Source organism: Paraburkholderia sp. BL27I4N3 (assembly GCF_003386115.1).
Classification (GTDB): domain Bacteria; phylum Pseudomonadota; class Gammaproteobacteria; order Burkholderiales; family Burkholderiaceae; genus Paraburkholderia.
In genome coordinates this window covers 7690570-7716125 of the sequence record NZ_QREJ01000001.1, presented here as the reverse complement: position 1 = coordinate 7716125, position 25556 = coordinate 7690570, and the positions used below count along the sequence as shown (strand labels likewise).

Here is a 25556-nt window from a genome sequence, read left to right as displayed (position 1 = left end):
GTGAGCCCCATGGCGCAATATCTGAACGCTGCAACACTCCTCGAACTCGCGCGCGCCGCGCAGACGCGCGCCATCGCGCCCTGCACGTGCACGAAAACGCCGCTCGACGGCTGGCAATCGCAGCCTTTATCGCTCGATGAAACGCAGTTCGAGGAAATCGGCACCTTGATGCCGGAGGACGATCCGGAGCCGACGTTCAGCGAGTATCTGCCGGGCAAGACGACATACTGGGCGGTGGATGCGCCTATCGCGCCGCGCTACTTTCCGTATAACCGCTGCGCCGTGTGGCAATGCTCGCTGTGCGGGCGGCTTTATCTGCGTTACGTGGAAGGCGGCGGGTATTTCGTGGACCGCAGGATCCGTGCGGTGAAGGCCGAGTTGATCGAGGATGTGCCTTTGCCGGCGTGATAGCGGCGACGCGGACGCACGCCGCCTAATGCCCCGGCTTCAACGCCGCATACGCCCCGGGCGTGATCCCATAGGCTCGCTTGAACAGCCGGTTGAGATGGCTTTGATCGTAAAAGCCCACGGCCGCCGCAGCCGTCGCCGCACTCTGCCCTGAGGCAAGCATCCGCTTCGCCGCCAGCAACCTCACCTGGGTCGCGTAGGCGTGCGGCGGCAGCCCGAATTCCTTGCAGAAAGCGCGCGTGAGGTAGTAGCGGCTCAGTCCCACCAGTTCCGCCAGTTCATCGACTGAAATATCGCGCTCGTAATTGGCGGCGACGTACTCCCGCACCTGCTCCATCTTGCGCGCCTCGCGCCGAGGTTCTCCCACCTCCTCAGCCGAGCGCCCATAACGTCCGACCAGCATCCCCATCGCAGCCCACCAGTTCGCCTGACGCTCCATCAGCGAGACAGCGCGCTGTTCGTCCAGGCTCGCATGCGCCTTGACCAGCAGGCCCGCGAGGTGCGGATCCTGATACAGCCCGGGTGGAATCAGCAGCGGTCTGTCGGCGCGCGCGTCGGGAGAGAAGACTGCGCTGAGCGCGCCGAGCCCTTCCATGTCCAGGTAGATCGCGCGATAAATCCATTCGCGCCCCTCCCAGACCTCACCGCTATGGTATTCGCCTGGCCCGAAGACCAGCACGCTGCCGGGGCCGGCAACCTCGCTGCCCGCGCGCGTGTGACATTGGCCCGCGCCGGTTTCGGTCATGACGATGACGAGTTCGTCATGCAGATGCCGGTCGAACTTGTGATTGCCGTAACGGGCGCTCGCGAGACATGCGCCGTCGAGCGCGCCGTCGCGCCAGCAGACCACTTCCGGCTCGCTCTTATCCGATGTCTCCATAGCTCGTGCCCCCTGTTCTTCAAACCAGTTCGATTCTGACCCGGCGATTACGACGGCCCTTGTTCTCTATCTTCGCGATGCGAATGGGCCGCGACTGCGCGGTGTTGGTCAGGTGAGTGCCGCCGCATGCCTGCCGGTCCAGATCGCCGATCTCGACGATGCGCACCGTGCCGTCCGGCGTCGGCGGCGGCGCCACCGAGAGGCTGCGGATCAGACCTTGCGTCGCCTTTGCTTGGTCGGCGCCGACGTAATAGGTGCGCACCTCCATCGCGCTGCGGATCACCTCGTTGACCGGCTCTTCCAGCAGACGCAGCGCGTCGTTGTCCGCTTCGGGCAGATCGAAGTCCATGCGCGCGGTGCCGTCGGCGTTGATCTGTGCGCCGGTCACGAGTGCGCCGGCAAAGCGCTGGTACACCAACGCGTTGAGAATATGCGTGACGGTATGGAGTTGCGCGACCGTGGCGCGGCGCGCCGAGTCGATGGCCACGTGCACGTTGCCGTCCAGTTCGAGCGGTTCGTCGAGCAGATGCCAGAGCATGTCCCCTTCCGCGGCGACACCGGTGATGCGCACGGCGCCATGCGCGTGCGTCAGCGTGGCGGCGTCCGACACCTGGCCGCCGCCGCCCGGATGCAAGGCGGAACGGCCCAGCACGACCGCGCCAGGCCGCGCGGCAATCACGGCCGTTTCAAAGTCCAGCAGATCCGGCTGCTCGTGGCAAAGATAATGCGGCACCTTGATGTCCTCGCGGAAATTGACTGAATACGCCTAGGATACCCAGTCCCGCGGGCGGCCGTCTTGGTTAAAAATGCCCTGCGGAGGCTGACCGGGCAAACTCATGTCGGCGGATATGGAACAGCCTCTGCCGGAAGCGCTCCGGACAAGGCCCGTTTCTCGCGAATTCCAGTATCCTGAACCATCTCCCTGAACGCACCCAACCGCCCCGGCTTTCCTCAATGAATCTATCTTTTGAAGTCCTGCAGGTACTCGATGCAATCGATCGAACCGGCACGTTTGCGAACGCCGCCGAAACGCTTCACAAAGTGCCGTCGTCGCTCAGTTATCTGGTTCAGAAACTCGAACTCGATCTCGGCGTCAAGCTGTTCGACCGCACTGGCCGGCGTGCCACGCTGACGCACGCGGGACGCGTGGTCGTCGAGGAAGGCCGGCGTCTGCTGGAAGCGGCCGAAGCGCTCGAATTCAAGGCGAAGCGAATTGAGCACGGCTGGGAATCCGATCTGCACATCGCCGTCGACGAGATCATTCCGTTCGACCTGCTCTGGCATCACGTCAGCGAGTTCTACAAGCTGAAGCTGGAAACGAAGCTGCATCTGTCGAAAGAAGTGTTGGGCGGCTCGTGGGACGCGCTGCTCACTCGTCGCGCGGATCTGATCGTCGGCGCGGCCGGCGATCCGCCGCCTATTCCCAATCTGATCGCGAAACCGATCGGCTCGCTGAAACATGTGTTCGTGGTGGCGCCGGATCATCCGTTGGCGTCGATACCCGGACCGCTCACGATGGACATCGTCGCGCGCTATCGCGCGGTCGCGATCGGCGATACGTCGCGCAAACTGGCGCCGCGCACGATCGCGCTCGCCGTCAATCAGGAAGTGCTCACGGTGCCCACGCTCGAAGCCAAGCTTGCCGCACAGATCAGGGGCCTCGCCGCGGGCACAATTCCGGAATGCCTCGCCGTCAACGCGCTGAGGCAGGGCGAGCTGGTGCAAAAGGAAGTGATCGGCATGCGCGACGTCACGCACTTCTACCTGGCGTGGCGCGACAACGAGAGCGGCAACGCGCTGCAATGGTGGGTCGATCAGTTGAACCGGCCGGACCTGATCGACGACGTAGTGCAACAGCGCATGCTGCACGGTTGAGGTTCGATGACTAGCAGGCTTCGCTGATCTCGCCCGGTGGCGGGTCGTCGAACGACGCCGCATTGGCATCCGCATGCGGGTGCATCCGCGTATCGATTGCTGTTGCAATACCGGCCGGCGCGCACGCTTCAGCCGCCGCACGCAGCAATGTTTTAGCCGCCTTGAAGTCGTCCCAATCGCGGCCCTCCGTCAGTCTCGCGCAAGCGGACCTCAGCAGTTGCACCGCCTCCGCGCTCCGGCCTTGCGCATGCCAAAGCCGCGCGAGGCTAGTCGCGGCCCGCAGTTGCAACGTGCCGCAACCCTGTACCGACGATTCTTCGACCGCCGCGGTCAAACTCGCCTGCGCCTGCGTCGCCGCGGCGCCGAACGGCGACTGGCCAAAGCCGTCTTCCATCAGCACTAGTTCGGCGTGCACGCGTCTGAGTTCGGCCGCATACCACTGGTCGCCGGTTTCGTCGCCCCGCGCGAGCGCGTCGACCACGGCGGCGATGCCCTCTTCGAGCTGTCCGGCACGGCCGAGCGCAAGGCCGTATTGCGCGACGAGCATGGCGCGTGGCGCGGCGTAGCCGAGCGCGTCGAGATCGTCCAACGCGGTGCGGAAGCTGTGCACGCGCTGCGCGCTGCTGTCATCCAGCGAATGCAGGTATTCGTCGAAACAGCGGCAGCACGCATGCGCCACACGCAGCCCGCCGCGCGTCGACACGTCCTGCAATAGCGCGATGGCCTGAGCCGCCCGCTTACGATCGCCCGCGAGCAGCGCCAGCGGAATTTCCGCTTCGACCAGCACATAACACGTGACGATAGCCTGCTCCTGCCGGCACGCTTCGGCAACGCATGCCTCGGCGACCCTGAGCGACTGATCGCGCGCGCCCTGCAAGCCGAGCACGCGAGCAAACGTCGCGCGGCCGACCACACCCTGATCGATGGATTGCCCGAGCGGCAGCCGATGCTGCAGACGGCCGGTATGCTGCAAGAGCTGATCGAGCGACGCGCGCGCCTGGTGCTGATCGCCCGCATAGTGCGAGGCGATGCCAAGCAGGCGATGAGCGAGAATCCTGTTGGCGGTATTGCCCGTCTCGGCGGCGAGCAAAGCGAAGCGCTGCGCGAACGCCAGCGCGTTGCGCGCCTCGCCGGACGACTGGCTCGCGTTCCACATGCCCCACAACGCGCGCGCTTCGAAGGTCTGATCACCGAGCGCAATCGCGAGCGCGAGCACTTCGGCCCAGATGCCGAGCGTCTCGCGATCCGGTCCATTGACGTAGACAAGCGCCGCACCGAGCGCGGCCAACAGTTGCATGCGCACGCGTAAATGGCGCGGCGAGCGCGAGCCCTGATACGTCGCGTGCACGGCGTCGAGCGCGCGCCGCGTCCACACGCAGCATTCGTCGACCAGCGAAAGCTCATACAGCAGCGACACGAACTTCACCGCCAGCGTTTCACCCAGCGCGGCGTCGCCTTTGGGCGATAGCGCCCAGCCCAGCGCGGCTCGCAAATCGTCGAGTTGCTCGCGCATGCGGTGATGCCAGCCGTGCCGTTCGGCGCCCGCGGCGTCCGCTTCACGCGCTCCATTGGAGGCGTCGCTCGACGGATCGCGTTCGAGCAGGTTGGAGAAATAGTGTGCGTGAGCGAGCGTGATGAGACGCCGCTCGCCGTTGTCGTCGAGCTTTTGCATCGCGTAGGCACGCGTGGTTTCCAGCAGCCGATACCTCGCCTTGCCGCGCTCGGCCTGCATCACCACCAGCGATTTTTCGACGAGCCCGGATAGCGCCGCGATCACGTCGGATTCGCGCAAGCGTTCGTCGCTCACCAGAGCGATCGCCGAGTCGATCATGAAACTGTTGACGAAAACGCCGAGCCGGCGCAACGTCGTGCGCTCCGCGTCGTCGAGCAACGCGTGGCTCCAGTCGAGCGTCGCCTTCAAGGTCTGGTGGCGCGGCAACGCAGTGCGATTGCCGCCCGTCAGCATGTTGAAGCGGTCGTCGAGATGATCGGCGAGCGTCTCGATGCCGAGGATGGCGGCGCGGGCCGCCGCCAGTTCGATAGCCAACGGAATGCCGTCGAGGCGGCGGCATACGGTGCCGGTCAAATGGATGCTTCTGTCGTCGGACGAAAAACGCGCGTCGATCGCGCGGGCGCGTGACAGGAACAACTGGACGGCACTGTGTTGCAACACACACTGGCTCTCAGCGTCGCGGGCGGGCACGTCGAGTGACGCCACCCAGTACAGGTGTTCGTCCACGACACGCAGAGGTTCGCGGCTGGTCGCGAGAATCCGCATGGCCGGACTCACGTTCACGAGCGCTTCGGCCAGTTCGGCCGCGGGACCTAGCACATGCTCGCAGTTGTCCAGCACGACCAGCACACGCCGTTCGCCGATTTCCTTGCTGATGCGGGCCAGCGTAAGCGGGCCACTCGCGGCGCTCACGCCCACGCTATTGGCGAACATGGCGAGCGCGCTGTTCGCGTCCACGGCGCACGCAAGCGGCACGAGATACACACCTTCGGGAAAGTGCGCCAGTAAGCTGCGTGCGATCTCGATGGCCAGGCGCGTCTTGCCGATTCCGCCCGAGCCGACGAGCGTCACGTGACGCGTTGAAGCGAGCGCCTGTGCAATGTCGTTGATTGCCTGGTCCCGCCCGATCAGCGGCGAGCTATTAGCCGGCAGATTGTTGGGAGTACCGCGAAGGGATGCGCTGTCTTCAGCGGCGTCGGACGCGTTATCGCGAGCGGCATTGCCCGCCTGTTCTGCGGATGCGTCTCGCGACACCAGCCGGTAGCCTCTTCCCGACACGGTCTGTATGAGGTTGCGGCTCTCGCCCAGCACCTTGCGCAGGGCGGACATATGCACCTGAAGATTGTTCTCTTCAACGATAGTGTCCGGCCAGACCTGCTCGAGCATGGCGCTCTTCGACACCAGCGCGCCGTTCGCGCCGATCAGCACGGCCAGGATGTCGAATGCACGGCTGCCGATGCGCACAGGCTGGCCGTCGAGAAACAGTTCCCGGCTGGCGAGGTCCACCTGAAGCGGGCCAATGCGGATCATTGCCTGAGTATCCAAGACGCTGCGGGAAAGAAAACACTGAGCATTGATCACTCAGCGTTATGTCCCCGAAGTCTAGACCAACCGCGAATACGCATGCGCGGAAAAAACTGAACCTATCGTTCAAATTTTTTGTACTGAGCAAGCGGCTGCTGGTGACGGACCGCGTGCCCGCAGTGGCGCGCTAACGCGAGTCGCCCGTCAAGACAGTGGACGTCATGCAGGCAATGACGGAAGCCAGAATCATGGCGTCTGCATTGGCGGGAACCGCGCTGCGTATTCTCGGCTTGTAGATTGCATCGTCACGGCGAATCGTCGCGCCGCTCAGTGCGCAGCGTCCCTTGATGCGGGCGCGGCAGCAGATCCACACCTGGTCGACGTATTGACAGCGGGTCGCGTCCCGCCACAGCACGGCGATCGATGTGTCCGACAGACGCTCGAGTATTTCGATCTGGATATGACGCGACGGCGTGTCCGCCGCGCCGGCGACGCGTTTAGCCCGCGGCTTGAGATAGGCTTCGCCTTCGGTCTCGTTGCAATAGCCCGCCAACAGCCGGTTGATCACGTGATCCCATACCGGCGCGCGCCGGTCGTCCGGCATCGCCGGCGCGTTCTCGCTGACCTGACAGCACGCTCCACGACGAACGCGCGTCTCGTACTGAACCGTATCCGTGCGTTGCGTCAAGGGGGTTTCGATATGCATGATGCTGCTCCCGAAGTGTGTGCGGGTGGAACCGATCAGCACTGATGTCACCGGCCGGGTGCGGCCTCGTAGTTGACCGGCACCCAGTCGTATCTGCGGCCGTTTTTTCTGACGTGCCCGAGGCCCGGAAAGGCGACATGCGCCGCGCCGATCAGATAGCGTTTGCTGGCCGCGAGTTCGAACGACGAGCGGCGCGAGCGCTGCGCGTCCGCCGCGCTGGTGTCGTATTCGACCGAAGCCGCGGGGTCCCGTAACTGGATCGACGCGACGTGGATAATGTCGCCCCACACCAGCAAATCCTGCGATTCGCTCTCCACCAGATAGCCGGTATGGCCCGGCGTGTGGCCGGGCAACGCGACCGCGCGAATGCCCGTTTCGAGTTCGGCGTCGCCACTGAACGGCTTGAAGCGTCCGGCCGCGACGTAAGGCGCAACAGAGGCGCTGGCCGCGTCGAAGAAGGTGCTGAGAAAAGCCGGCGCTTTCGACTTGTTGAGCGGGTTCAGCCAGTAGTCGGCTTCAACCTGGCTCACTCGCACAACCGCGTTCGGAAATGCCATCTGGCCGTTCGATACGATGCCGCCGACATGGTCCTTATGCAGATGCGTCAGCAGCACTTCGTCGATCTGCTCGGGCTGATAGCCGGCCGCGCGCAAGTTCTCGGGCAGTTTGCCGCAGCAGTCGCCGTACAGCACGCCAGCGCCGGAATCGATCAGGATCAGCTTCGAACCGGTGTTGACCAGAAACGCGTTGATGGAACCTTGCACCGGCGCCTGCAGAAAATCGCGTTGGAGATCGCGAGCGATTTCGGCTTTCGACACGTCCTTCACCACTGTATCGATCGGAAACGGATGCGTGCCGTCGAGCAGTGCGGTCACTTCAAAGCCGCCGAGCATGATCCGGTAGAAGCCTGGTCCCTGCGTTTTCACCTGAGGCGCGGCGGCGAACGCGGAATCGCTTACCATGCTCGCCGCCAGACTCAATACGAACGCGCACCACATGTTTGCATGCATCGTCCATTTGCGCCGTATCCACTTCATGATTCGATCCCTGGTGTTCATCGTGAATATGCTGAAAAGCATAGCGGCCACTTGCCAGGCGCACTCGCTAATTTTTATTAATCATCCTGAGTAGTCACCGTCGCGAGCTGGCTCAGATACGCATGAATCTGCGCGACGACCGCTGCGCCGTCACCCACGGCGGCGGCCACCCGTTTCGCGGATTCCGAGCGCACGTCGCCCACCGCGAACATGCCCGGCACGCTGGTTTCGAGCGGATATCGCGCGCTGGCTTGCGAGAATCCATGTTCGCTGCGCGCAAAACCGGTGACGACGAAACCGCGGTTATCCAACTCCACGCCGCTCATGTCGAGCCAATCCGTCTTCGGGTCCGCGCCAATAAACAGAAACAGATGGCGCGATGCCACCACTTCGTCCTCGCCATCCTGTTCGTGCCGCACGTGCAGATGCGTGAGTCCGGCTTCGTCACCTTCCAGCGCGCGCAGTGTGCAACTGGTGCAAAGCGTCACGTTGGGCAAGGAGCCGATCCGGTCGAACAGATACTTCGACATGCTCGCGTTGAGGTCCTTGCCACGAATCAGCACGCGAATGCTGCGCGCGAAGTTGGCGAGGAACACCACCGCCTGACCGGCGGAATTGCCGCCGCCCATCAGCACGATGTCCTGGCCTTTCACCAGCTTCGCTTCGATCGTCGACGCCCAGTAGTACGTGCCGCGTCCCTCGAAGCGCTCGAAACCCGCCACCGCCGGCTTGCGATACGCGGCGCCGCTCGCCACCACGACCGTGCGCGCGTTGATGCGCTGGCCGTCGAGCAGCGTGAGCAGGAACATGCCTTCGTTGCGGCACACCTCGACGACCTTGCCGGGAATCGCCAGATGCGCGCCGAACTTCAGCGCCTGCTGGAACGCGCGCGCGGCGAGCGCCTGCCCCGAAATGCCGGTGGGAAAGCCGAGATAGTTTTCGATGCGCGAACTCGCGCCGGCCTGGCCACCCGGCGCCCTCTGATCGAACACCGCAACCGAGAGTCCTTCCGTCGCGGCGTACACGGACGCCGCAAGTCCCGCCGGTCCCGCGCCGACGATCGCGACGTCGTACACATGCGACTGCTCGAAGGTCGGCACGAGTCCGAGGCACGACGCGAGCTGCACTTCGTCCGGCGCGCGCAGCACGTTTCCGTTCGGGCAGAACACCAGCGGAAAATCGCCGGGGCCGGTGGTCATGCCGCCCAGCAGCGTGATGGCTTCGGGATCGGTGCGCGCGTCGATCACCATCGCGGGATAGGCATTGCGACGCAGAAAACCTTGCAGCCTGATGAGCCGATCATCGTTCCCATTGCCGACGATGATCGGCCCCAGCCCCTGCTCGATCAGCCCGAGCCGCCGCAGAATCAGCGCGCGCATGATGTGTTCGCCGAGTTGCGCGTCGGCGACGATCAGCGCCCGCAGGCGCTCCGGCTCGATCACGAGCGTCTCGGCGTCGGTCAATGCCACGCCGTCGATCAATGCGGGCTTGCCGGAGAGTTGGGCCATCTCCGCCATGAAGTGGCCGTCTTCATGTTCCGTGACGAGCGTCGAGCGTCCGAAACTGTCGCGTGAATAAATGCGCACGCGGCCGCGCAACAGCACGAACAGGCCGAGCGCGATCTTGCCGGTTTCGAAGATCAGTTCGCCGGCCTTGAACGACATCGGCGTGGCGAAACGCCGAAGGCTTTGAATCTCCGCGGGTGAAAGCCGCGGGAACATCTGGTGCTGCCGGTATTCCAGCGACGAATACGGAAACTCGAGTTCGGACGGCGCCGCTTCGACCTGTAGATCAGGCGTGCTCATAAAAAATAACCTCTTCTGACACGCCTCGCTGACGACGTGTTGCCGATACGGCGTTACCAGCCGAACTTGAGTTCGGCGCCTACATAGTCGGAATTGCGCGCACCCAGGTCGCGCAGCGACGGTCCGACCTGAAAATGCACGGCTTCGAGGGCGGCGGCGAGATTCGCGGTGACCGCATAGTCGGCGCGCAGTTGCGTATAGAAACCGGTCCAGCGGCTGCCGTGTCCCGCCGTCCCCGGCACGACTGCCGAGCCTTGCTGATATACCGCGTCGGCGGTGGTCTCGCGCCATTGCAGCCCGACGCCCGCGAGCAGCGAGAGCTTGCTGTTCGGTTTGACGATCAGCGACGGCTTGACGTGAATCACGTTCGAGTAGCCGGTATAACCGGCGAGCGCGAAGTAGTAGCCGTTCGGAAAGAGCGGATTGAAGGTGCCGATGCGGCCGTCTCCCGGATGCGTGTCGCCCGAGGCCGCATCGATCTGCAGACCGAGACGCGGCGTCCACGGCAGCGAAGCCAGCGTGTAGCCGGCGAGCGTGCCCACCGCCCACGCACCGATCGTCTTGTTGCCGACATGGCCCGACTGATACATCGCCTCCGCGTCCCAGTCGATGTGATTGACCGAGCCGGCGTAACGCGCGTCGAACACGTCGCGATGCTCGTTGCCGGTAGCGTCGAGAAAGCGCGCGTTGCTGCGGTTGTAGCGCGAGTAATAGGCGGACAGATCGCCCGGACCGACTGCCTTGCGCTCGACCCGCACGCCGCTGAAGGTCAGGTCGCGATTGGAAACATCGTCGAAATCCGAGTTGTCGCGGTACTGCACCGGCTGCGTCGCATAAGCGATCCAGCGCCACGGGCCGGTTTCATAGTCGGCCCAGATGGCGTCGAACGCCTGGCGCACGTTCGGGCCGTCACGCACGGAAATGAACCGCTGCAAGTCGAACGCCATCTCCTGGCGGCCGACGCGGAACTTGAAGGTGCCGGGTCCGAGCGGCTCGGTGATGGCGACGAACGCCTGGCGCAGGTCGAGCGGATTCTTGTCGACCGGCGAGACGTTGTCTTTACCGAAAGGCCGCGCGTCCTCGAACTGCGTGAAGATCTGCACATGAGGGCCGAGGCGCACATCCGCGTGAACTTCGAGACGTTGCAGCACATACGTGTCGTCGTGGCCCGAACCGAGGCCGAAGAGCGGCGCGTCGTTCATTTCGAGCCGCTCGCGCAGCACCATGCCGAGCGAGATATACGCGTCGGGATTGCCGAACAGCGGAATGTATTTCAGCGAGTCGAAGGGCTTCTTCGGCACGCACGGATTGGCGAGCGCCGACCAGTTTTCCTGCCAGCGGTTGAACATGACAGCAGGCCGCGCGCATGAAGTGCCTGCCGCCGTTGCCGTTGCCGTTGTGCTCGGCGTACTGGTCGTGCTGGTATCGTCCGCACCGCCGAGCGCGGTGTCCGCCGCCGACGCCGGCAGTGCGGCCGCCAGCCCCGCGCTGATCAACAGCGCGCGGGCCGCGCGCAGCGCCGAGCGCCGGCGTAACCGCTCGCGCGGCCGCACCGCCTGCAAGGTCTGCAACGTCCGCATGAGGCCTGCTTTACTGGCCATCGTGCACTTCGGCGATATACCCGCCCGGGAATTCGAGCACCGCGCTCTTGCCGGCTTCGCTGCTGTACGGCTGCGATACCACCTTCGCGCCGGCCGCTTGCGCGCGCTCGAGCGTCTGCGCCAGATCGTCGACGGCATAGCCAGTCGTTTCACGTCCGAACGGGAACGGCAGCTTGCCGTCCGTGACGAACACCACCATGCGGCCGAAGCCCGAATTGATGCGGATCTCGCGAATCGTCTCGCCGGGACGGCCAATCACGCCGGCATCCGCGCGCGGGTTATCCGACACCACCTTGCCATGCGAAAAATGCACCCAGCGACGCACGAAGTTGTTGGCCTCATAACGCGACACATACACGCGGTTATCCGGCACGCTGTGCAACGGCGCGTAGTTCGGCGCCTTGGTGTGCCAATAGAGCTGCATCGTCAGGCCGCCCGGCCATTGAATGATCGCGTCCTTGCCGATTGGATCGTCGAAGCTGTCGACCAGCACGTCGGCGCCAGCCGCGCGCGCCGCCTTCACCGCCTGGTCGATGTTGGTGACCAGATAGCCGGTGCGTTCATTGCCGAACGGATAGGGAATCGGCGTTTCGAAGCCGAACACCGACAGCATGCCGACCGGCGTCTGCACGTATTGCGACGCGGTCTTGCTCGGCGTCGGCGTGACCGTGAACACTGCGCGCGGCGACGCCTTGCCGCCGAACGTGGCGAGAAAGCTGGTGACGAACGCGTCGAGATCCGCCGAGGCGACGTACACATGGGTCGTGTCGTACTGCGCGCCGACCGAGACGTCGGGCATGCGCGCCGCGAGCGCGGTCTTGCCGCTCGAGACTTCCGGCGGGCCGTTATCGGCGAATGCGGACGAGACCGGCGCAAGGCCGATCAGTAAGGCTGCGCAGAAAGCCGCAATGGGACGAAAGCGTTGAAGCGATGTGAACATGTGATTACCCGATCGTGTTAGCAATATCTGAATAGGCGGCTGGCAGGATCAGCCACCCTCTTTTGTCGCGCCGGGCGTGGCCGGCTTTTGCGCCGGGCTGCCCGGCTGCCGCTCGACGACCTGAACCGTGGTCGCCTGCGCGAAAAACTGCGCTTTGACGACCGGTATCGCGTGCTCGCCCAGCACCATGCCGAGCAGGCCGGCAAGCGCGATCAGCGGCGGCGCCGGCGACTGCACCTTGAGCAGCCAGTAAAGAAGTCCAACGCCGAAGCCGACTCCCAATGAAATGATGTAGCCCATGCTGATTTCCTTTGTATGCACACTTGCGGCGAACCGCGTCGTCAATTCGCCCACTCCGAACCCAGCACCAGCCCGCAGAAATTCAGCCGGCGATAGTTCGGGTCCCACCTGTCCAGCACGTCCGCATTGACGGTGCCGAACGTCGTCTCGGGACGATGCTCCATGCCGCGCGCGTAGGCTTCGATGATCTGCTTCTTGAAGCCGGCTTCGCGCGGACAGGCCTGCACGATCTCGTCGCGCTGCTGCGCGGTGAACTCGCCATAGCGGGCGCCGCGAATGTCCATCTGCACGCCCGCGCTCACCAGCGCGACGAGCGGCGACAAATGCTCCGGAATGCCCGGCGTGGTGTGCAGCGCGATCGCCGCCCAGACCTCGCCGATCGCGCCGACGGCAACGCCGTACTGGAGCATGAAGTCGCGCGCCTCGTTCGCGCTGTCCACTTCATAGCGACAAGGGGACCGCTGATGCCGCACATTCAACCCGACGTTGTGAAACAACGCGCTTACGTACAGCAACTCCGTGTCGAACGTGAGCTTGTCGCGCACGCCGGTCAACACGCCGAACAGATATGCCCTGAGCGCGTGATGAAACATCAGGCTCGACTCCGTGGCGCGGATCCGATCGGTTGCGGCCCGCGCCAACGGACTGTCGGGAATGTCGACTCCCGCGATGGTCTTCTTCACGTCTCCTCCTCCCTATCCGACATTCGCTTGCGGGCGCGCCTCGCCGACAGACTGTTCAATGCAGCGTAGCGAATTAACCTCATAAAGACTTTGGCGAATCCTTAAAAAGACTTAATCGACGCGGCACGGCTCGCACTGCGTTCACAGCGTGAGGTCATGGATGCGCCGGACCCCATCGCGAATCCATTGCAGCAGACCGCCGGAGCCTGAATCGGCCTCGTCCGGCGACGCCAGCATCAGCTTCTCCGTTTCATGGTGTTCGGACAGCAGCCGGCACATTTCGCGTCCCACTTCGGGGCGCCGCGTGAGAATCGGCGTCAACGCGGCCTTGTCGAGCCGGAAAACGGTGACTCGCGTCAGCGCATGAACGATCACGCCGGTCTTGACGCCCGCCAGGATGCCCGACTGGCCGATCGAGTCGCCCGGCGCGAGACGGCGCAGTTCGAGCTCGCCACTGTCCTTCGGCACGGTGACTTTCGCCACGCCGCTCGCCAGAATGTGCAACGCGTGGCCGCTTTCGTCGGCCGCGCTGTAGATGGTTTCGCCGACATCGAACTCATGGCGCGTCAGTTGCGCGGCCAACTCCGCGATGCCGCTGTCGTCGAGCGTCTGGAAAATGAGCACGCTGCGCAGCAGGCGCTGCTTTTCATCCGCGGCCTCGTTCACGGGCTCGACCACGGACAGCGGATGCAGCACCACACCGCGCGATGACAGATGCCGGTGCGCGAGATCGAATAGCTCGTTGCGCACGTCGATCTTCCTGCTCAGCGAATCGACATAGCAGACGATCTCGTACTCGATCGCGTCGTTGGTCGCACGCCGCACGCTGACTACCGGCTTCGGCTCGGCAAGCACGTTCTCCGAGCTTGCCGCCGCGTTGGCGAGCGCCTGCAACACGGTGGCGGGCCGCACCGAAGGCTTGACCGGCAGCAGCACGCTGATGCCGTGCGTATGCGAAGGCTGGTTGGCATTGACGATATTGGTGCGCGCCGCCACGCTGTTGGGAATCACGACGATGTTGCCCTGCCCGTTGAGCAGGCTGGTCGCGCGCCAGTTGGTTTCGACCACCTTGCCTTCCACTTCGCCGATCGTCACCCAGTCGCCAATCGAAAACGGCCCCGTTGCGTTGAGCACCACGCCTGAAAACACGTCGTTGAGCGTGCTCTGAATCGCGAGACCGAGCACGATCGCGAGCGCGCCCGAGGTCGCGAGCAGGCCGCGCACCGGCAGTTCCAGCACGAAGGCAATCGCGCCGACCGCGGCCGCCAGAAACACCAGCGCGCCGAACACGTCCTGAAACAGGCGCTCCTTGTGCCAGCTCTCCGGCAGCACGGTGCGATCCAGCACGATCGTCACGAGCCGCGCGCCTTGCAGCCACCACACCACCTCCAGCAATTGCGCGAGCAGATGACGCACCGGCTCGTCCGGCCACGGCGCCGCGCGCAGCGGATTCATGCCGTAACCGAACAGCACATAGGTCGACAAGCCGAACATCAGCGCGCGCAGTGCGAGACGTCCCTTGTCTGTTTTACGGGTCATGAAACGCCAGGCGAGGAAATCGAGAACCAGAATGCCTAGCCCATACAGCACACCATCGTTCAGGGTCGGCATAAAGGTTCTCGCTGGCCTCGTGGCATCAAGCGGTGAAGGTCAGAACGCGAAACAGCTACAACCCAGCGCGCCCCAGAAGCCGTTCGAATCGCTGACCGGCACGTTCTTGCGCCACGCCCAGCCGTGCGCGTGGGCATGCACGCCGCACAGATTGACGCAACCGTCCACGCACGCCACCGCCGTCGGTTTATAACGGCTGTAGCCGCCGAACTCCGCGACCGGCGACCACGACGGACTGACCGGCAGATCAGGCGGCGCGAGCGGCGCGAACTCGTCGTCCGCATAGACGACCTTGCCGCCCACCACCGTCATGTTCGAGGTGAGGAACTTGATGCGGCTCTCGTCGACGGTGAAGAAGTCTTCGCTGAGCACCGCGAAGTCCGCGAACTGGCCGGGCACCAGCGCACCCTTGCGCTCTTCCTCGTTCGAGAACCAGGCGCTGCCCACCGTATAGCGGCGCAGGGCTTCCATGCGATCGAGCCTGTTCTCGGCCGAATACATCTGCGTGCCGCCCACCGTCTTGCCCGACACCATCCAGTACAGCGAGACGAACGGATTGAAACTCGCGACGCGCGTCGCGTCCGTGCCCGCGCCGACCGGCAGGCCGGCGTCGAGCATGTGGCGGATCGGCGGCGTGCGCTTCACCGCCTCTTCGCCGTATTGATGAATGAAGTACTCGCCCTGATACGCCATGCGGTGCTGGATCGCAATACCGCCGCCGAGCGCCCGCACGCGCTCGATGTTTTTCTGCGTGATGGTCTCGCAGTGGTCGAAGAACCAGCGCAGTCCGTTGAACGGAATTTCGGCGTTGACGCGTTCGAACACATTCAGGAAGCGTTCGATCGACTCGTTATAAGTCGCATGCAGCCGGAACGGCCAGCGGTTCGCCACCAGCAGCTTGACGACGGCTTCGAGTTCGTCTTCGAGCGAGTCGGGCAGATCCGGGCGCGGCTCCAGAAAGTCTTCGAAGTCCGCAGCGGAAAACACCAGCATTTCGCCCGCGCCGTTCACGCGCAGGAAGTCATCGCCCTCACCGGGTTTGGTCATCTTCACCCACCTGGCGAAGTCTTCGATTTCCTTCTTGGCGTTCTGCGTGAACAGGTTGTATGCGATCCGCACGGTCAGTTCGCTGTGCTTGGCCATGTCCATGATGACGGCATAGTCGTCGGGATAGGCTTGGTAACCGCCGCCCGCGTCGATCGCGCTCGTCACGCCGAGGCGGTTTAGTTCGCGCATGAAATGGCGCGTGGAATTGCGCTGATCCTCGGGCGCGAGCTTCGGGCCTTTCGCGAGCGTCGCGTATAGAAGTCCGGCGTTTGGCCGCGCGATCAGCATGCCCGTCGGATTGCCGCGCTTGTCGCGCTGAATCTCGCCGCCGGGAGGATTAGGCGTGTCTTTCGTATAACCTACCGCGCGTAGTGCCGCTGCATTCAGCAGCGCGCTGTCGTACAGATGCAGGATGAACACCGGCGTATCCGGCGCAATCGCATTGATTTCTTCGAGCGTCGGTCCACGGCGCTCGGCGAACTGGAATTCGTTCCAGCCGCCCACCACGCGCACCCACTGCGGCGCCGGCGTGCGGGCCACCTGCTTGCGCAACATGTCGAGCGCGTCGGCGAGCGACGGCACGCCGTCCCAGCGCAGCTCCATGTTGAAATTCAGGCCGCCGCGAATGATGTGCAGGTGCGAGTCGTTCAGCCCCGGAATGACCGTACGGCCTTTCAGATCGATGTGGCGTGTCGCGTCGTTGGCGTGCCGCATCACGGCATCGCGCGAACCCGCGGCGACGATACGGCCGTTCGCCACGGCGAGCGCATCGGCGAAAGAGCGCTTGTCGTCCTGCGTGGCGATCTTGCCGTTGAAAAAGACGACCTCGGCCGGCGTCGGCGCGGAAGGTGTGGAAGTCATGGCGGTCCTCATGGGAGAGCGCTCCGCCGGCCACGCACGGAGCTATTTCCGGGCAAGCCCGGAAATCGGGAAACTGGGAAGCCTGGAGGCGCACGGCCGGCGCGCCTTCTAACGAGCACTCGAACGGATGCCGCGGCCGGCATGAGCCTGGTGGACATGCCGGCCCACGGTCGTTGAACGGCGCGGCATCCATACGCTCCGGCCGGCGTCATGCCGCGCCGGTGCGCTGAGTCAGCCGGTTAGCCCGCTTCGCTCGCGTGCTCGCCGAGAATCGACTTGGCGTATCGGACGCCGATGCCATAGGCGCTGTGCGCCTTCAGGATGTCCATGCAGCCTTCGTACGTTTCGCTGCGTCCCCAGTCACGTTGCAGTTCGAACATGTACTGGAACGAGGTCATCGGCACCGCGCCGGCCTGGATGATGCGTTGCACCGCGCGTTCGTGCGCTTCCGTGGTGATGTCGCCGCACGCGTCGGTCGGCACGTAGATTTCGTAGCCTTCATTGATCATCTGGATGGTCGGGAACGATACGCATACCTCCGTCCACAGGCCGGCGAGCACGATCTTCTTGCGGCCGGTCGCCTCGATAGCCTTGCGGAAATTCACGTCTTCCCACGAGTTCATCGACGTACGGTCGATCGGCGTGTACTCCGGGAAAACCGACTGCACTTCCGGCACCATGTCGCCGCTGAACGACCTGGCGGCCACCGTGGTCAGGATCGTCGGGACCTTGAAGAGCTTCGAGGCCTTCGCGATTGCCTGGACGTTGTGCAGGATAGTGGTCCGCTCATGCGACGTCGTTCCGAAGAACATCTGCGGCTGGTAGTCGATCAGGGCAACCGCACATGAATCAGGGGTCAAGAGTTCTTTAGGCATTACGGGCTCCGTATTGAATGGACAAAGCATGTCTGAGAGACGTGCCGTGCTCGCTTGAACAGCGAGGAAAACTGGAGCCGAGTCTATCGACGGGGCTTCGCGGAGTCCTTGTGGAAGTCCTTAATCGTTCTTAAAAATGATGACAGTGTGGAGTTGATTGCATTCCTGCAAGCGCGAGTGCGAGGTGTCGCCAGGTGGGGTCGACGCGCGCCGGTAGATCGGCGCACACAAGCAAGCGCATTCAGAAGAATTAAGCAATCTGAAGTTCTCTACAGTGGCTCGCACCGTACGATTGAAAACTGCGATGGCCGCCACAACGGGCGGCAGCGGCAACGCACACGCAGGCAATGCATCCCACTCACAGCATGGAGAGCGTCACACGATGAACACGGTAACCACGAAAGACGGCACGCGAATCTTCTTCAAGGACTGGGGCACCGGCAAGCCCGTTGTCTTCTCGCACGGCTGGCCGCTCGACGCCGATGCGTGGGACGCGCAAATGCTGTTCCTGGTGCAGAAGGGCTATCGCGTCATCGCTCACGACCGGCGCGGCCACGGCCGCTCGGATCAGCCGTCGCACGGCAACGACATGGACACCTACGCCGACGACCTGGCCGCGGTCATCGATGCGCTCGATCTGAAGGACGCGACGCTCGTCGGCCATTCGACGGGGGGCGGCGAGGTGGCCCACTACATCGGCCGCCACGGCACCGCGCGGGTGGCGAAGGCCGTGTTGATCGGCGCCGTTCCGCCGCTCATGCTTAAGACCGAAGGCAATCCGGACGGCCTGCCGATGTCGGTGTTCGACGGCATTCGCGCGAACGTGGCGTCGAACCGTTCGCAGTTCTATAAGGACCTTGCCGTGCCGTTCTACGGCTTCAACCGGCCCAATGCCGAAGTCTCGCAAGGCACGATCGACGAGTTCTGGCGAGAAGGCATGCTTGGTTCGATCCATGGCCAGTATGAATGCGTCAAACAATTCTCCGAAGTGGACTACACCGAGGACCTGAAGAAGATCGACGTGCCCACGCTGATCCTGCACGGCGACGACGACCAGATCGTGCCGATCGACGACTCGGCCCGCCTGTCGGCGAAGCTGGTGAAAAACGCCACGCTGAAGGTTTATCCTGGCGCACCGCACGGCATGTGCACGACTGAAGCGGCCAAGGTCAACGCCGATCTGCTCGAGTTTCTGCAAAGCTGATAACGGCCGGAGTGCCGGTTGTGGATGCAGTCGCACGGCGCAAGTTGAATACGTTGTAGACGCGGCGCGGCAGCCTGGCGGATTCACTTCGTCGGGCGCCGCGCCGCGTTGTTTGCCGGCTCGAATTAGCTTGTCCAAGATAGGTTGTCGGCGTTTTTGCTTTGCGTTCATACTCCCCGCCGAATGCGGGTTCAGAATTTCCATGCCGCATTCGCATGGCGCCATGGTTATCGCGACGGCGCACAGGTGTAATCAAAGGCCTACGGGTAACCGCGCCGCATATGCGCGGCGGTGCGACAAAGTTAGTGCGACTGCTTTACTTTCGCGCCAGAGTTGCATCTCGCGGATTCGATCGGCTGTCGTCGACCCTCAACTGCCATTCGACCCGACGCCCGCACTACGGCTTCCAGAAGTGGAACCGCCATTCGAGCAGCCGTCTCGGCCGGCAAGTTCTCGCCCTTGCGGACCTTCGACGAGGCTTCCTTGCACGTCGGCGATGTGTCGGGTTGCCGCCATTAACAGCGTCGCGCAGCAGAGGGCCGTTTCCTGCATTCGCGAACTCACAGTTTCGGTAAAGTCGAGATGTGGCGCGGTAGCGGTAGGTTCGGTTTGTCTGTTGCCGCCCCTTTCGTCTGGCGTGCCCGAGTAACCGTCGCCTTAGACCCGTTTCCACATCCCGCTCAGCGAACCGGACGCGCAGATCTCCCGCATCCGCAATACGATGGCCAAACCGTCAGGATGTATCATGACAGATACCGGCGTCTCCCATGTCGTCGTCAGGTAGCCAACACCTGTGCCTAGCGCCCAGCCGCCGAGAACGTTCCTCTGCCAATGGGCGTGCGATTTCATGCGAGCAAGGCCATCGTAGAACGGCGAAAGCTCATGCGTCCATACAGCAGGGTAGCGCCGTCCATAGTGGACGATTAAAGGCGTCACGAAGCTCGCCTGGAGCGTCACTTCGCCGCTCGGAAAATTTTGTCCTTCCTAAACCAGGCATTCATCGCCCCCGCGGCCCTTGGTCAGGCGCATGATCTCGACAAGTACGTCGCCCTGGCGGTAGTCGATGAACTTGTCAGCGCCCACTATTCGATCATTATGTAGGCAATCCTAGATAATCTACGAGCCGCCTCGTCCTGCCATTCTTATCGCGACACAACCCGCGGACGCGCCCGGCGCAAGCACGACAATGAGGCGATATGCACAACACAAAATATTTCGAACCCAATCGCCGCGCCACCTGGCTCGAGTTGTTCTTCGACCTGATTTTTGTGGTAGCGATCGGTGACGTAACGCATATCTTGAGCCACACGCACGATGGTCATCTTGACCCACTCCAGTTCTGGCAATACGTCCTGATTTTCATACCTTTGTGGTGGATTTGGGCCAGCCACACGATGTATGCCAATCGGTTCGATGCCGATGACCGGAAGCATCGGGTGGCAACCCTGTTCATCATGTTCCTGCTGATTATCATCTCAGGCTTGATCGACCAACGATTCCTGGCCAGCTTTGACGTTATCATCGTCTGCTACGCCGGTTCGAAATACATCGTCGCCATGATGTATTTCGTGTCCAAATACCGGCATAAGGAAAGCGAGGCACTCACAACGGCAGTTGGCTGGGTAATCGTCGCTGGCACCACCATCGGCCTCGCTTCGATCCTGTTCCCGGCGCCACAGCGATATGTCGTGTTTTACCTTGGAATACTGTTCGATCTGATTGTGTTCATCTTTTTTTTGCCGCGTCGTCTCCAAGGCATCCCAGCGCATACCGAACACCTGATCGAGCGTGTAGGTCTGCTCACGCTCATCATGCTGGGAGAGTCCGTTATCAGCCTGTCGACGGGACTGGCCAATATCAGCTGGACTGTGGAGAGGCTGGTGACCGCCGCCACCGGCTTCGTGACGATATCGAGCATCTGGTGGGTCTACTTTGACAGTTTTCACCTGCTGACCAAACAGAAGCTCGCGACCGGCCATTCGGTCCTGTACTCGCATTTTTTCGTTTTCATCGGCCTGTCGATCCTGGCCAGCCTGATCCGGCACGCGATCCTGGACGACATAGTGGTATCCGACTTCCGGGTGCTGTCGGTCATCGGCGCGGTCTGCTTTTTCATTGGCAAGCAGTACGGCTATTTCATGGAGCGTCCCGCGTTGCGGCGCCAACTGGTCGTCAACACCCTGATCGTATTCGTGTTGATCGGGTTTGCCCTGCTATTACCCAGAACCGGTTACATCCTGTTTGGTATTACCGCTGCGGTGATTTGTTATGCTTTCCTTAGTCTCAGATACCTGAACGTCCCGCCCCAGCGTCACGACCGTCCGCGCCACAGCGCTATCACAGGAGACTAGCCATGAGCGACACCGCAAGTTCTCCAGCCACGATGCGCGGCTGTGCCATCTGGGTCTGTGGAGACGTTCGGCCGCTCGTCGTCCTGCAGCGGCCGCTGTGCCCGCGTCAGACAAACGTCAGCTACGGCCGATCAAGCAACGTTCACTATCTTTAATTGAATGGCCGCTTCCTGAGTTGAGACGACGTCTGAGTGTCCCAGCGACGGTGCGGGCGAATGACGGTTCCTGGCCGACACGGGGCAGCACCGCGGCAGACCGATGCAGCACTGATTGGGCGACGATCTGATAGAACGCCCATACTCCCGCCGAAACTTCCGCCGCAGCAAAGCGAACGACGCCGGGTCCGGACTCGATCTCAAAGATCCGCGCTAAATGCCGTTGCGTTCGATACTGTGGATGAGGCAACTCGATGGGCGGTTCCGGCGATCGCCCTCCATTCGAAACTCCATGGATTCAACGCGGGAGACGTCAACGACTTTTTCAACAGCATCGGCCGGATTCTGTCCGACGACGCTCGGCGGAAGCCGGCGCCTTCCCGTCCCCAGTTAGTTTCTGCGAATGCCGCCACTGCGCTCCAGAGCGACCGTTCTGCCCCGCCGCTCGAACGCAACTAGACGTCACCGATTTGTGTCCCCGCCTGTCCATGCTCACAAAGGACTGTTCTGCGCATATCGAGCGAGCCGCTTGTCGATCCAACCCCGGTTCCTGGTGGCTTGTCACCCTCACCAGGTGCTATGTTAAGCACTGCGGGACTAATGGCGAAAATCAGTGATGGGACAGGAATAATGGCGAAAATTATCAATCTCTACCGCTATCCAATCAAGGGTCTCTCTCCCGAGCCCTTGACGAAAATGGCCGTCAGCCACGGGCAAGGACTGTCCTTCGACCGCGCATTCGCGCTGGCGCTCGGCACGACGCGTTTCGATCCGGAAGCCCCCGAGCCGCTCGACAAGGGCCATTTCCTGATGCTGCGCAAGAATGAAAAGCTTGCCGCGCTGGCGACGCGGCTGGATCCAGAGACCGGCACGCTAACCATTCGCTATCGCGGTGAGCTTGTGCTTGAGGCGGCGACGACGAGTGCTGCGGGCCGCGAGGCGATCGAGGATTTCATGGCGGCTTATCTGGGCGAAGCGACTGAAGGCCGCCCCCGCCTCGTCTCGGCCGCAGGCCACAAATTCACGGATGTCGGCGTGGTCTCGCCAGTCATGATGAAAGCGATCTCGGTGATCAACCTGGCCTCCGTGCGGGCGCTTGAGGAGGCGACCGGGACTTCCGTGCACCCCCTGCGCTTTCGCGCCAACATCTATCTCGACGGCGTGCCTGCCTGGGCGGAGCTCAACTGGCTCGGTCGGGAAGTCGAGATTGGCGGGGTACGCTTTCGCGGGGCCCTACCGACGCGGCGCTGTGCCGCCATCAACGTCAATCCCGAGACCGCCACACGCGACGCCAATCTGCCGAAAGCGATCATGCAGCATTTCGGCCATGCCGATCTCGGCATTTATCTTGAGGTGCTGAGCGACGGCGTCTGTTCGGTCGGCGATGCGGTGACGGTCGTCGCCGCCTGACGAGCCCGGAGGGGTAATCAGGGTTTCGAGATTCTGTTCGTCGGACCAGCGCTTCACTTCCGGCTTCCTTCGGATTCCAGGTTGCCCGCAGCACCGTTGCCTTTCGCTAACTTCCCCTTGTCGGGCCCGACGCGGTTTGGCCGAACCCGGAAGTTAGTCGCAAGCCGCACCGCCAACGGCGTCGAACTTCGGCTCTCGACCCGTATCGGCTGTCGGGAACGGTGCGGCATCAAGGGCCGCGGCTGATGATCTTCGGACCTTGCTTCGCTCCGGTTCACAGCCTGTGTGGGCCACGCGATGTCATCTTCAGATCGTCCTCCTCGCGCACTACCATTCCTTTACGAACTGATGACCTTGACGCGATTTGACGGCACTCGGCAGGCTATGCCGCGGCGCCCAATCGGGCCGCAAACCCTCATCTGCGCGAAATCTGTGTGAGATACGGAATAACTCCGCATCTGACAGGTTCACTCCAATGAGACACCTGTTTATAACAACGGGAGAACCATCGTGCGTACCCCAAGCCCCCGTACCGCGCTGACGATCCTGAGCGTCGTCATTGTTCTGGCGATCTCGGCGCTTTGCGACTCACCTGCCTTCACTGCCGGCTTACAGACCGACGGTACGTCCAACGAAACCCCCTTCCTGGCGGAGAACAATACCGCCATGACAAGGATGATGGACGGCATGTCGACGAGACCGACAGGCAACGTTGATCGCGATTTTGTCGCAATGATGGTGCCTCACCATCAAGGCGCCATCGACATGGCGCAGGCCGAACTGCGTTACGGTCACAACGAACAGTTACGCCGCATCGCGCAAGAGATCGTCGTCGAGCAACAACAGGAAATTGTCGCCATGCGCGTCGCACTCGGGCAGCCATTGCCGCCACCTGCCGCCGCCCCGGACCAGCAAAAGCCGGCGTCTATGCCTGTCGCACCTGTTCACCGGCCGTCCGACCACGGCATGCAAATGAACACGCCAAACCCTATGCAGGAGGACCAGCAATGAAACGCCAATCAAGAATCACCATCGCGTTGTCTGCAGCCATGCTGGTGGCGACTCAGCTCGCGTGCGCTGGGCAGGCCCCTGGATCGCAGTCCGATCCTGACATTCCCGTAAGCCATCACGACCGCGTTTACGCCGCTGAGCAGTTTTCGAACACGGTGTCGGTGATCGACCCGGCCGACACCACGCTGCTCGGCCTGATTCGGCTCGGCGATCCCTCGCCGGGCAATTTCAGTCCGTTGTATAAAGGTCAATTACTTGTGCACGGCATGGGTTTCTCGCCGGACCATCACACGATTGCGGTTGTCTCGATCGGATCGAACTCGGTTTCATTCATCGACACGCAGACTAACGCCGTCAAGCATGTCACCTACGTTGGCCGCTCGCCTCACGAGGCTTTCTTCACGCCCGACGGAAAGGAGGTCTGGGTGACCGTGCGTGGTGAAAACTACGTCGCGGTACTTGACGGAAAAACGTATGAGGAGAAAACACGCATTACTGTCCCGGCTGGCCCCGGAATGCAGATATTCTCGCCGGACGGGAAATACGGTTATGTCTGCTCGTCCTTCAACCCGGAGATCGAGGTGGTGTCCGTGGCCGACCACAAGATCGTCGGCACGGTCCAGCAGGCCAGCCCTTTTTGTCCCGACCTGGCGGCGACGCCTGACGGCAAGCAGGTCTGGTTCACGCTCAAGGACACCGGCAGGGTCCAGGTGTTCGATGCAAGGCCGCCATTCGCGCTGATCAGGACACTCGACACAGGCCCAATCACGAATCACGTGAACATCGTACATAACGACAAGGGCACGTTCGCGTACGTCTCCGTTGGGGGCTTGAATGTGATCAAGGTGTTTCGAACTGACAACTTTTCGCAGGTCGCGACGATACCTGTCGGCAACTTGCCGCACGGGCTCTGGCCGTCGGGCGACGGCAGCCGCATCTATGTCGGGCTGGAGAACGCCGACGCGATGGCTGCGATCGACACACTGAGCAACAAGGTCATCGCGACTGTGCCCATTGGCCAGGCGCCGCAGGCCGTCACCTATGTGCCGAATGCGGTGCCGGAAGGTGATGGTACGCAGAATCTGCAGACGTTGGGACTCGCTGGTCAGAGCGTCCACCTTGCACTGGTGCCGGCGGGCGCGGGCAAGATGGCGGACGTCACCCATGCACCTACGACTGTCGCGTTGTTCGACCAGGGCCTGGTGCAGGTTCTCCAGGCCGCTGTCACTGGTCTTCAACCGAAGCAACCCTATGTTCTAGGTCTTGCCGATAACCCCGACGGCACGGGTGACCTGCAAGTGCTCGCGAATTTCATGTCCAATCCGGCCGGCTCGGCGATCGTCAACGCTCTCGGGCAGATTCGCCAACTGGTCACACCAGGAATGGGCCATGCCGCTGACAAGCGCCGCTACCTCGTTGTCGCCCCGCAAGCGTCGGGTAAGCCAGGTGCCCCCGTACAGGTGCAGTCGCCGTAACCGGTTCCGCCGCCACGTCTCGTTCGCGGTGGCGGAACGGTGTGCGGTGCGGCTATCTGATTCTGGTAGTCACGGGAGCGATCCCGTCGCGGCGGCGAATTGAACGACCTGCTCCTGAGGGGAACAGACGCCGGAACGTCTGAGCGACGGCATGAGGGAACGACGCTTCATGGCCGGGTCCTGCCTGTTGGGGATCCGCAGGACATGACCCGTTCGAATCAGTCCCGCTTCGCAATCACACCTCCGCTACAGGACAATCATCTCGGCGGAGTGGTAACGTCGTG

21 protein-coding genes are annotated in these 25556 nt (G+C 62.8%); 7 read left to right on the top strand and 14 right to left on the bottom strand.

Features of this window, described 5'->3' with window-relative positions:
* Positions 1-9: 9 nt before the first annotated feature.
* A complete protein-coding gene (locus B0G71_RS34980) occupies positions 10-408 on the top strand; it encodes a hypothetical protein (RefSeq protein ID WP_116147669.1) in 399 nt (132 codons plus the stop codon).
* A 25-nt stretch (positions 409-433) separates the two neighbouring features.
* Here the strand turns inward: B0G71_RS34980 and B0G71_RS34975 are convergent, their stop codons facing one another.
* Entirely contained in the window at positions 434-1288 is an 855-nt protein-coding gene (locus B0G71_RS34975) for an AraC family transcriptional regulator (protein WP_116147668.1), read from the bottom strand.
* 19 nt (positions 1289-1307) lie between these two features.
* Positions 1308-2021, bottom strand: coding sequence for an alanyl-tRNA editing protein (locus tag B0G71_RS34970; RefSeq protein WP_116147666.1), 714 nt, complete (start codon positions 2019-2021; stop codon positions 1308-1310).
* A 221-nt stretch (positions 2022-2242) separates the two neighbouring features.
* On the opposite strand from B0G71_RS34970, the gene B0G71_RS34965 reads away from it, so the two are divergent.
* Positions 2243-3163 carry a LysR family transcriptional regulator gene (locus tag B0G71_RS34965; protein WP_116147664.1) on the top strand — a complete coding sequence of 307 codons (921 nt, stop codon included), beginning with the start codon at positions 2243-2245 and terminating at the stop codon, positions 3161-3163.
* 10 nt (positions 3164-3173) lie between these two features.
* On the opposite strand, the gene B0G71_RS34960 is transcribed toward B0G71_RS34965, so the two are convergent.
* From B0G71_RS34960 to B0G71_RS34910, 11 genes are all read right to left on the bottom strand, one after another.
* On the bottom strand, positions 3174-6206 hold the full coding sequence (locus B0G71_RS34960) for a winged helix-turn-helix domain-containing protein (protein WP_116147662.1): 3033 nt from the start codon (positions 6204-6206) through the stop codon (positions 3174-3176).
* Between the two features lie 181 nt (positions 6207-6387).
* The gene (locus B0G71_RS34955) at positions 6388-6906 is read right to left on the bottom strand and encodes a DUF3331 domain-containing protein (protein ID WP_116147660.1); all 519 of its coding nucleotides are present in this window, start codon (positions 6904-6906) and stop codon (positions 6388-6390) included.
* 47 nt (positions 6907-6953) lie between these two features.
* Positions 6954-7943 (bottom strand): MBL fold metallo-hydrolase, encoded by a 990-nt coding sequence (locus B0G71_RS34950; protein ID WP_181916877.1) that lies wholly within the window; start codon positions 7941-7943, stop codon positions 6954-6956.
* A 77-nt stretch (positions 7944-8020) separates the two neighbouring features.
* Positions 8021-9748, bottom strand: coding sequence for an FAD-dependent oxidoreductase (locus B0G71_RS34945; RefSeq protein ID WP_116147658.1), 1728 nt, complete (start codon positions 9746-9748; stop codon positions 8021-8023).
* Positions 9749-9801: 53 nt separating this feature from the next.
* Entirely contained in the window at positions 9802-11349 is a 1548-nt protein-coding gene (locus B0G71_RS34940) for an alginate export family protein (RefSeq protein WP_181916876.1), read from the bottom strand.
* Entirely contained in the window at positions 11339-12289 is a 951-nt protein-coding gene (locus tag B0G71_RS34935) for a VOC family protein (RefSeq protein WP_116147656.1), read from the bottom strand. The genes B0G71_RS34940 and B0G71_RS34935 overlap by 11 nt, the downstream gene beginning before the upstream one ends.
* 48 nt (positions 12290-12337) lie before the next feature.
* Complete coding sequence (locus B0G71_RS34930; protein WP_116147654.1) at positions 12338-12589, bottom strand: DUF1427 family protein; 252 nt, start codon at positions 12587-12589, stop codon at positions 12338-12340.
* A gap of 41 nt (positions 12590-12630) precedes the next feature.
* Entirely contained in the window at positions 12631-13272 is a 642-nt protein-coding gene (locus tag B0G71_RS34925; protein WP_116147652.1) for a phosphohydrolase, read from the bottom strand.
* Between the two features lie 141 nt (positions 13273-13413).
* Positions 13414-14883, bottom strand: coding sequence for a mechanosensitive ion channel family protein (locus B0G71_RS34920; RefSeq protein ID WP_116147650.1), 1470 nt, complete (start codon positions 14881-14883; stop codon positions 13414-13416).
* Between the two features lie 39 nt (positions 14884-14922).
* Entirely contained in the window at positions 14923-16791 is a 1869-nt protein-coding gene (locus B0G71_RS34915; RefSeq protein ID WP_116147649.1) for an amidohydrolase, read from the bottom strand.
* 239 nt (positions 16792-17030) lie between these two features.
* On the bottom strand, positions 17031-17666 hold the full coding sequence (locus B0G71_RS34910; protein ID WP_116147647.1) for a hydrolase: 636 nt from the start codon (positions 17664-17666) through the stop codon (positions 17031-17033).
* Between the two features lie 382 nt (positions 17667-18048).
* Here B0G71_RS34910 and B0G71_RS34905 point away from each other — a divergent pair, with 382 nt between their 5' ends.
* Positions 18049-18870, top strand: a complete 822-nt coding sequence (locus B0G71_RS34905; protein ID WP_116147645.1) for an alpha/beta fold hydrolase — start codon at positions 18049-18051, stop codon at positions 18868-18870.
* A gap of 657 nt (positions 18871-19527) precedes the next feature.
* On the opposite strand, the gene B0G71_RS34900 is transcribed toward B0G71_RS34905, so the two are convergent.
* Positions 19528-19806, bottom strand: a complete 279-nt coding sequence (locus B0G71_RS34900) for a hypothetical protein (protein ID WP_258875796.1) — start codon at positions 19804-19806, stop codon at positions 19528-19530.
* Positions 19807-20066: 260 nt separating this feature from the next.
* On the opposite strand from B0G71_RS34900, the gene B0G71_RS34895 reads away from it, so the two are divergent.
* The 4 genes from B0G71_RS34895 (at position 20067) to B0G71_RS34880 (ending at position 25272) form a co-directional block, all read left to right on the top strand.
* The gene (locus tag B0G71_RS34895; RefSeq protein WP_116147643.1) at positions 20067-21221 is read left to right on the top strand and encodes a low temperature requirement protein A; all 1155 of its coding nucleotides are present in this window, start codon (positions 20067-20069) and stop codon (positions 21219-21221) included.
* 785 nt (positions 21222-22006) lie between these two features.
* On the top strand, positions 22007-22786 hold the full coding sequence (locus B0G71_RS34890) for an MOSC domain-containing protein (protein WP_116147642.1): 780 nt from the start codon (positions 22007-22009) through the stop codon (positions 22784-22786).
* A 510-nt stretch (positions 22787-23296) separates the two neighbouring features.
* Positions 23297-23797 carry a DUF305 domain-containing protein gene (locus B0G71_RS34885; protein WP_116147640.1) on the top strand — a complete coding sequence of 167 codons (501 nt, stop codon included), beginning with the start codon at positions 23297-23299 and terminating at the stop codon, positions 23795-23797.
* On the top strand, positions 23794-25272 hold the full coding sequence (locus B0G71_RS34880) for a YncE family protein (protein WP_116147638.1): 1479 nt from the start codon (positions 23794-23796) through the stop codon (positions 25270-25272). The genes B0G71_RS34885 and B0G71_RS34880 overlap by 4 nt, the downstream gene beginning before the upstream one ends.
* The last annotated feature ends 284 nt before the right edge of the window (positions 25273-25556 follow it).

Bases quoted from the DNA above. Each gene is read 5' to 3' on its own strand.
- B0G71_RS34920 (WP_116147650.1), bottom strand. From the start codon at position 14,883: ATGCCGACCCTGAACGATGGTGTGCTGTATGGGCTAGGCATTCTGGTT.
- B0G71_RS34905 (WP_116147645.1), top strand. From the start codon at position 18,049: ATGAACACGGTAACCACGAAAGACGGCACGCGAATCTTCTTCAAGGAC.
- B0G71_RS34890 (WP_116147642.1), top strand. From the start codon at position 22,007: ATGGCGAAAATTATCAATCTCTACCGCTATCCAATCAAGGGTCTCTCT.
- B0G71_RS34975 (WP_116147668.1), bottom strand. From the start codon at position 1,288: ATGGAGACATCGGATAAGAGCGAGCCGGAAGTGGTCTGCTGGCGCGAC.
- B0G71_RS34945 (WP_116147658.1), bottom strand. From the start codon at position 9,748: ATGAGCACGCCTGATCTACAGGTCGAAGCGGCGCCGTCCGAACTCGAG.
- B0G71_RS34950 (WP_181916877.1), bottom strand. From the start codon at position 7,943: ATGAAGTGGATACGGCGCAAATGGACGATGCATGCAAACATGTGGTGC.
- B0G71_RS34935 (WP_116147656.1), bottom strand. From the start codon at position 12,289: ATGTTCACATCGCTTCAACGCTTTCGTCCCATTGCGGCTTTCTGCGCA.
- B0G71_RS34960 (WP_116147662.1), bottom strand. From the start codon at position 6,206: ATGATCCGCATTGGCCCGCTTCAGGTGGACCTCGCCAGCCGGGAACTG.
- B0G71_RS34880 (WP_116147638.1), top strand. From the start codon at position 23,794: ATGAAACGCCAATCAAGAATCACCATCGCGTTGTCTGCAGCCATGCTG.
- B0G71_RS34940 (WP_181916876.1), bottom strand. From the start codon at position 11,349: ATGGCCAGTAAAGCAGGCCTCATGCGGACGTTGCAGACCTTGCAGGCG.
- B0G71_RS34895 (WP_116147643.1), top strand. From the start codon at position 20,067: ATGCACAACACAAAATATTTCGAACCCAATCGCCGCGCCACCTGGCTC.
- B0G71_RS34915 (WP_116147649.1), bottom strand. From the start codon at position 16,791: ATGACTTCCACACCTTCCGCGCCGACGCCGGCCGAGGTCGTCTTTTTC.
- B0G71_RS34955 (WP_116147660.1), bottom strand. From the start codon at position 6,906: ATGCATATCGAAACCCCCTTGACGCAACGCACGGATACGGTTCAGTAC.
- B0G71_RS34930 (WP_116147654.1), bottom strand. From the start codon at position 12,589: ATGGGCTACATCATTTCATTGGGAGTCGGCTTCGGCGTTGGACTTCTT.
- B0G71_RS34980 (WP_116147669.1), top strand. From the start codon at position 10: ATGGCGCAATATCTGAACGCTGCAACACTCCTCGAACTCGCGCGCGCC.
- B0G71_RS34965 (WP_116147664.1), top strand. From the start codon at position 2,243: ATGAATCTATCTTTTGAAGTCCTGCAGGTACTCGATGCAATCGATCGA.
- B0G71_RS34910 (WP_116147647.1), bottom strand. From the start codon at position 17,666: ATGCCTAAAGAACTCTTGACCCCTGATTCATGTGCGGTTGCCCTGATC.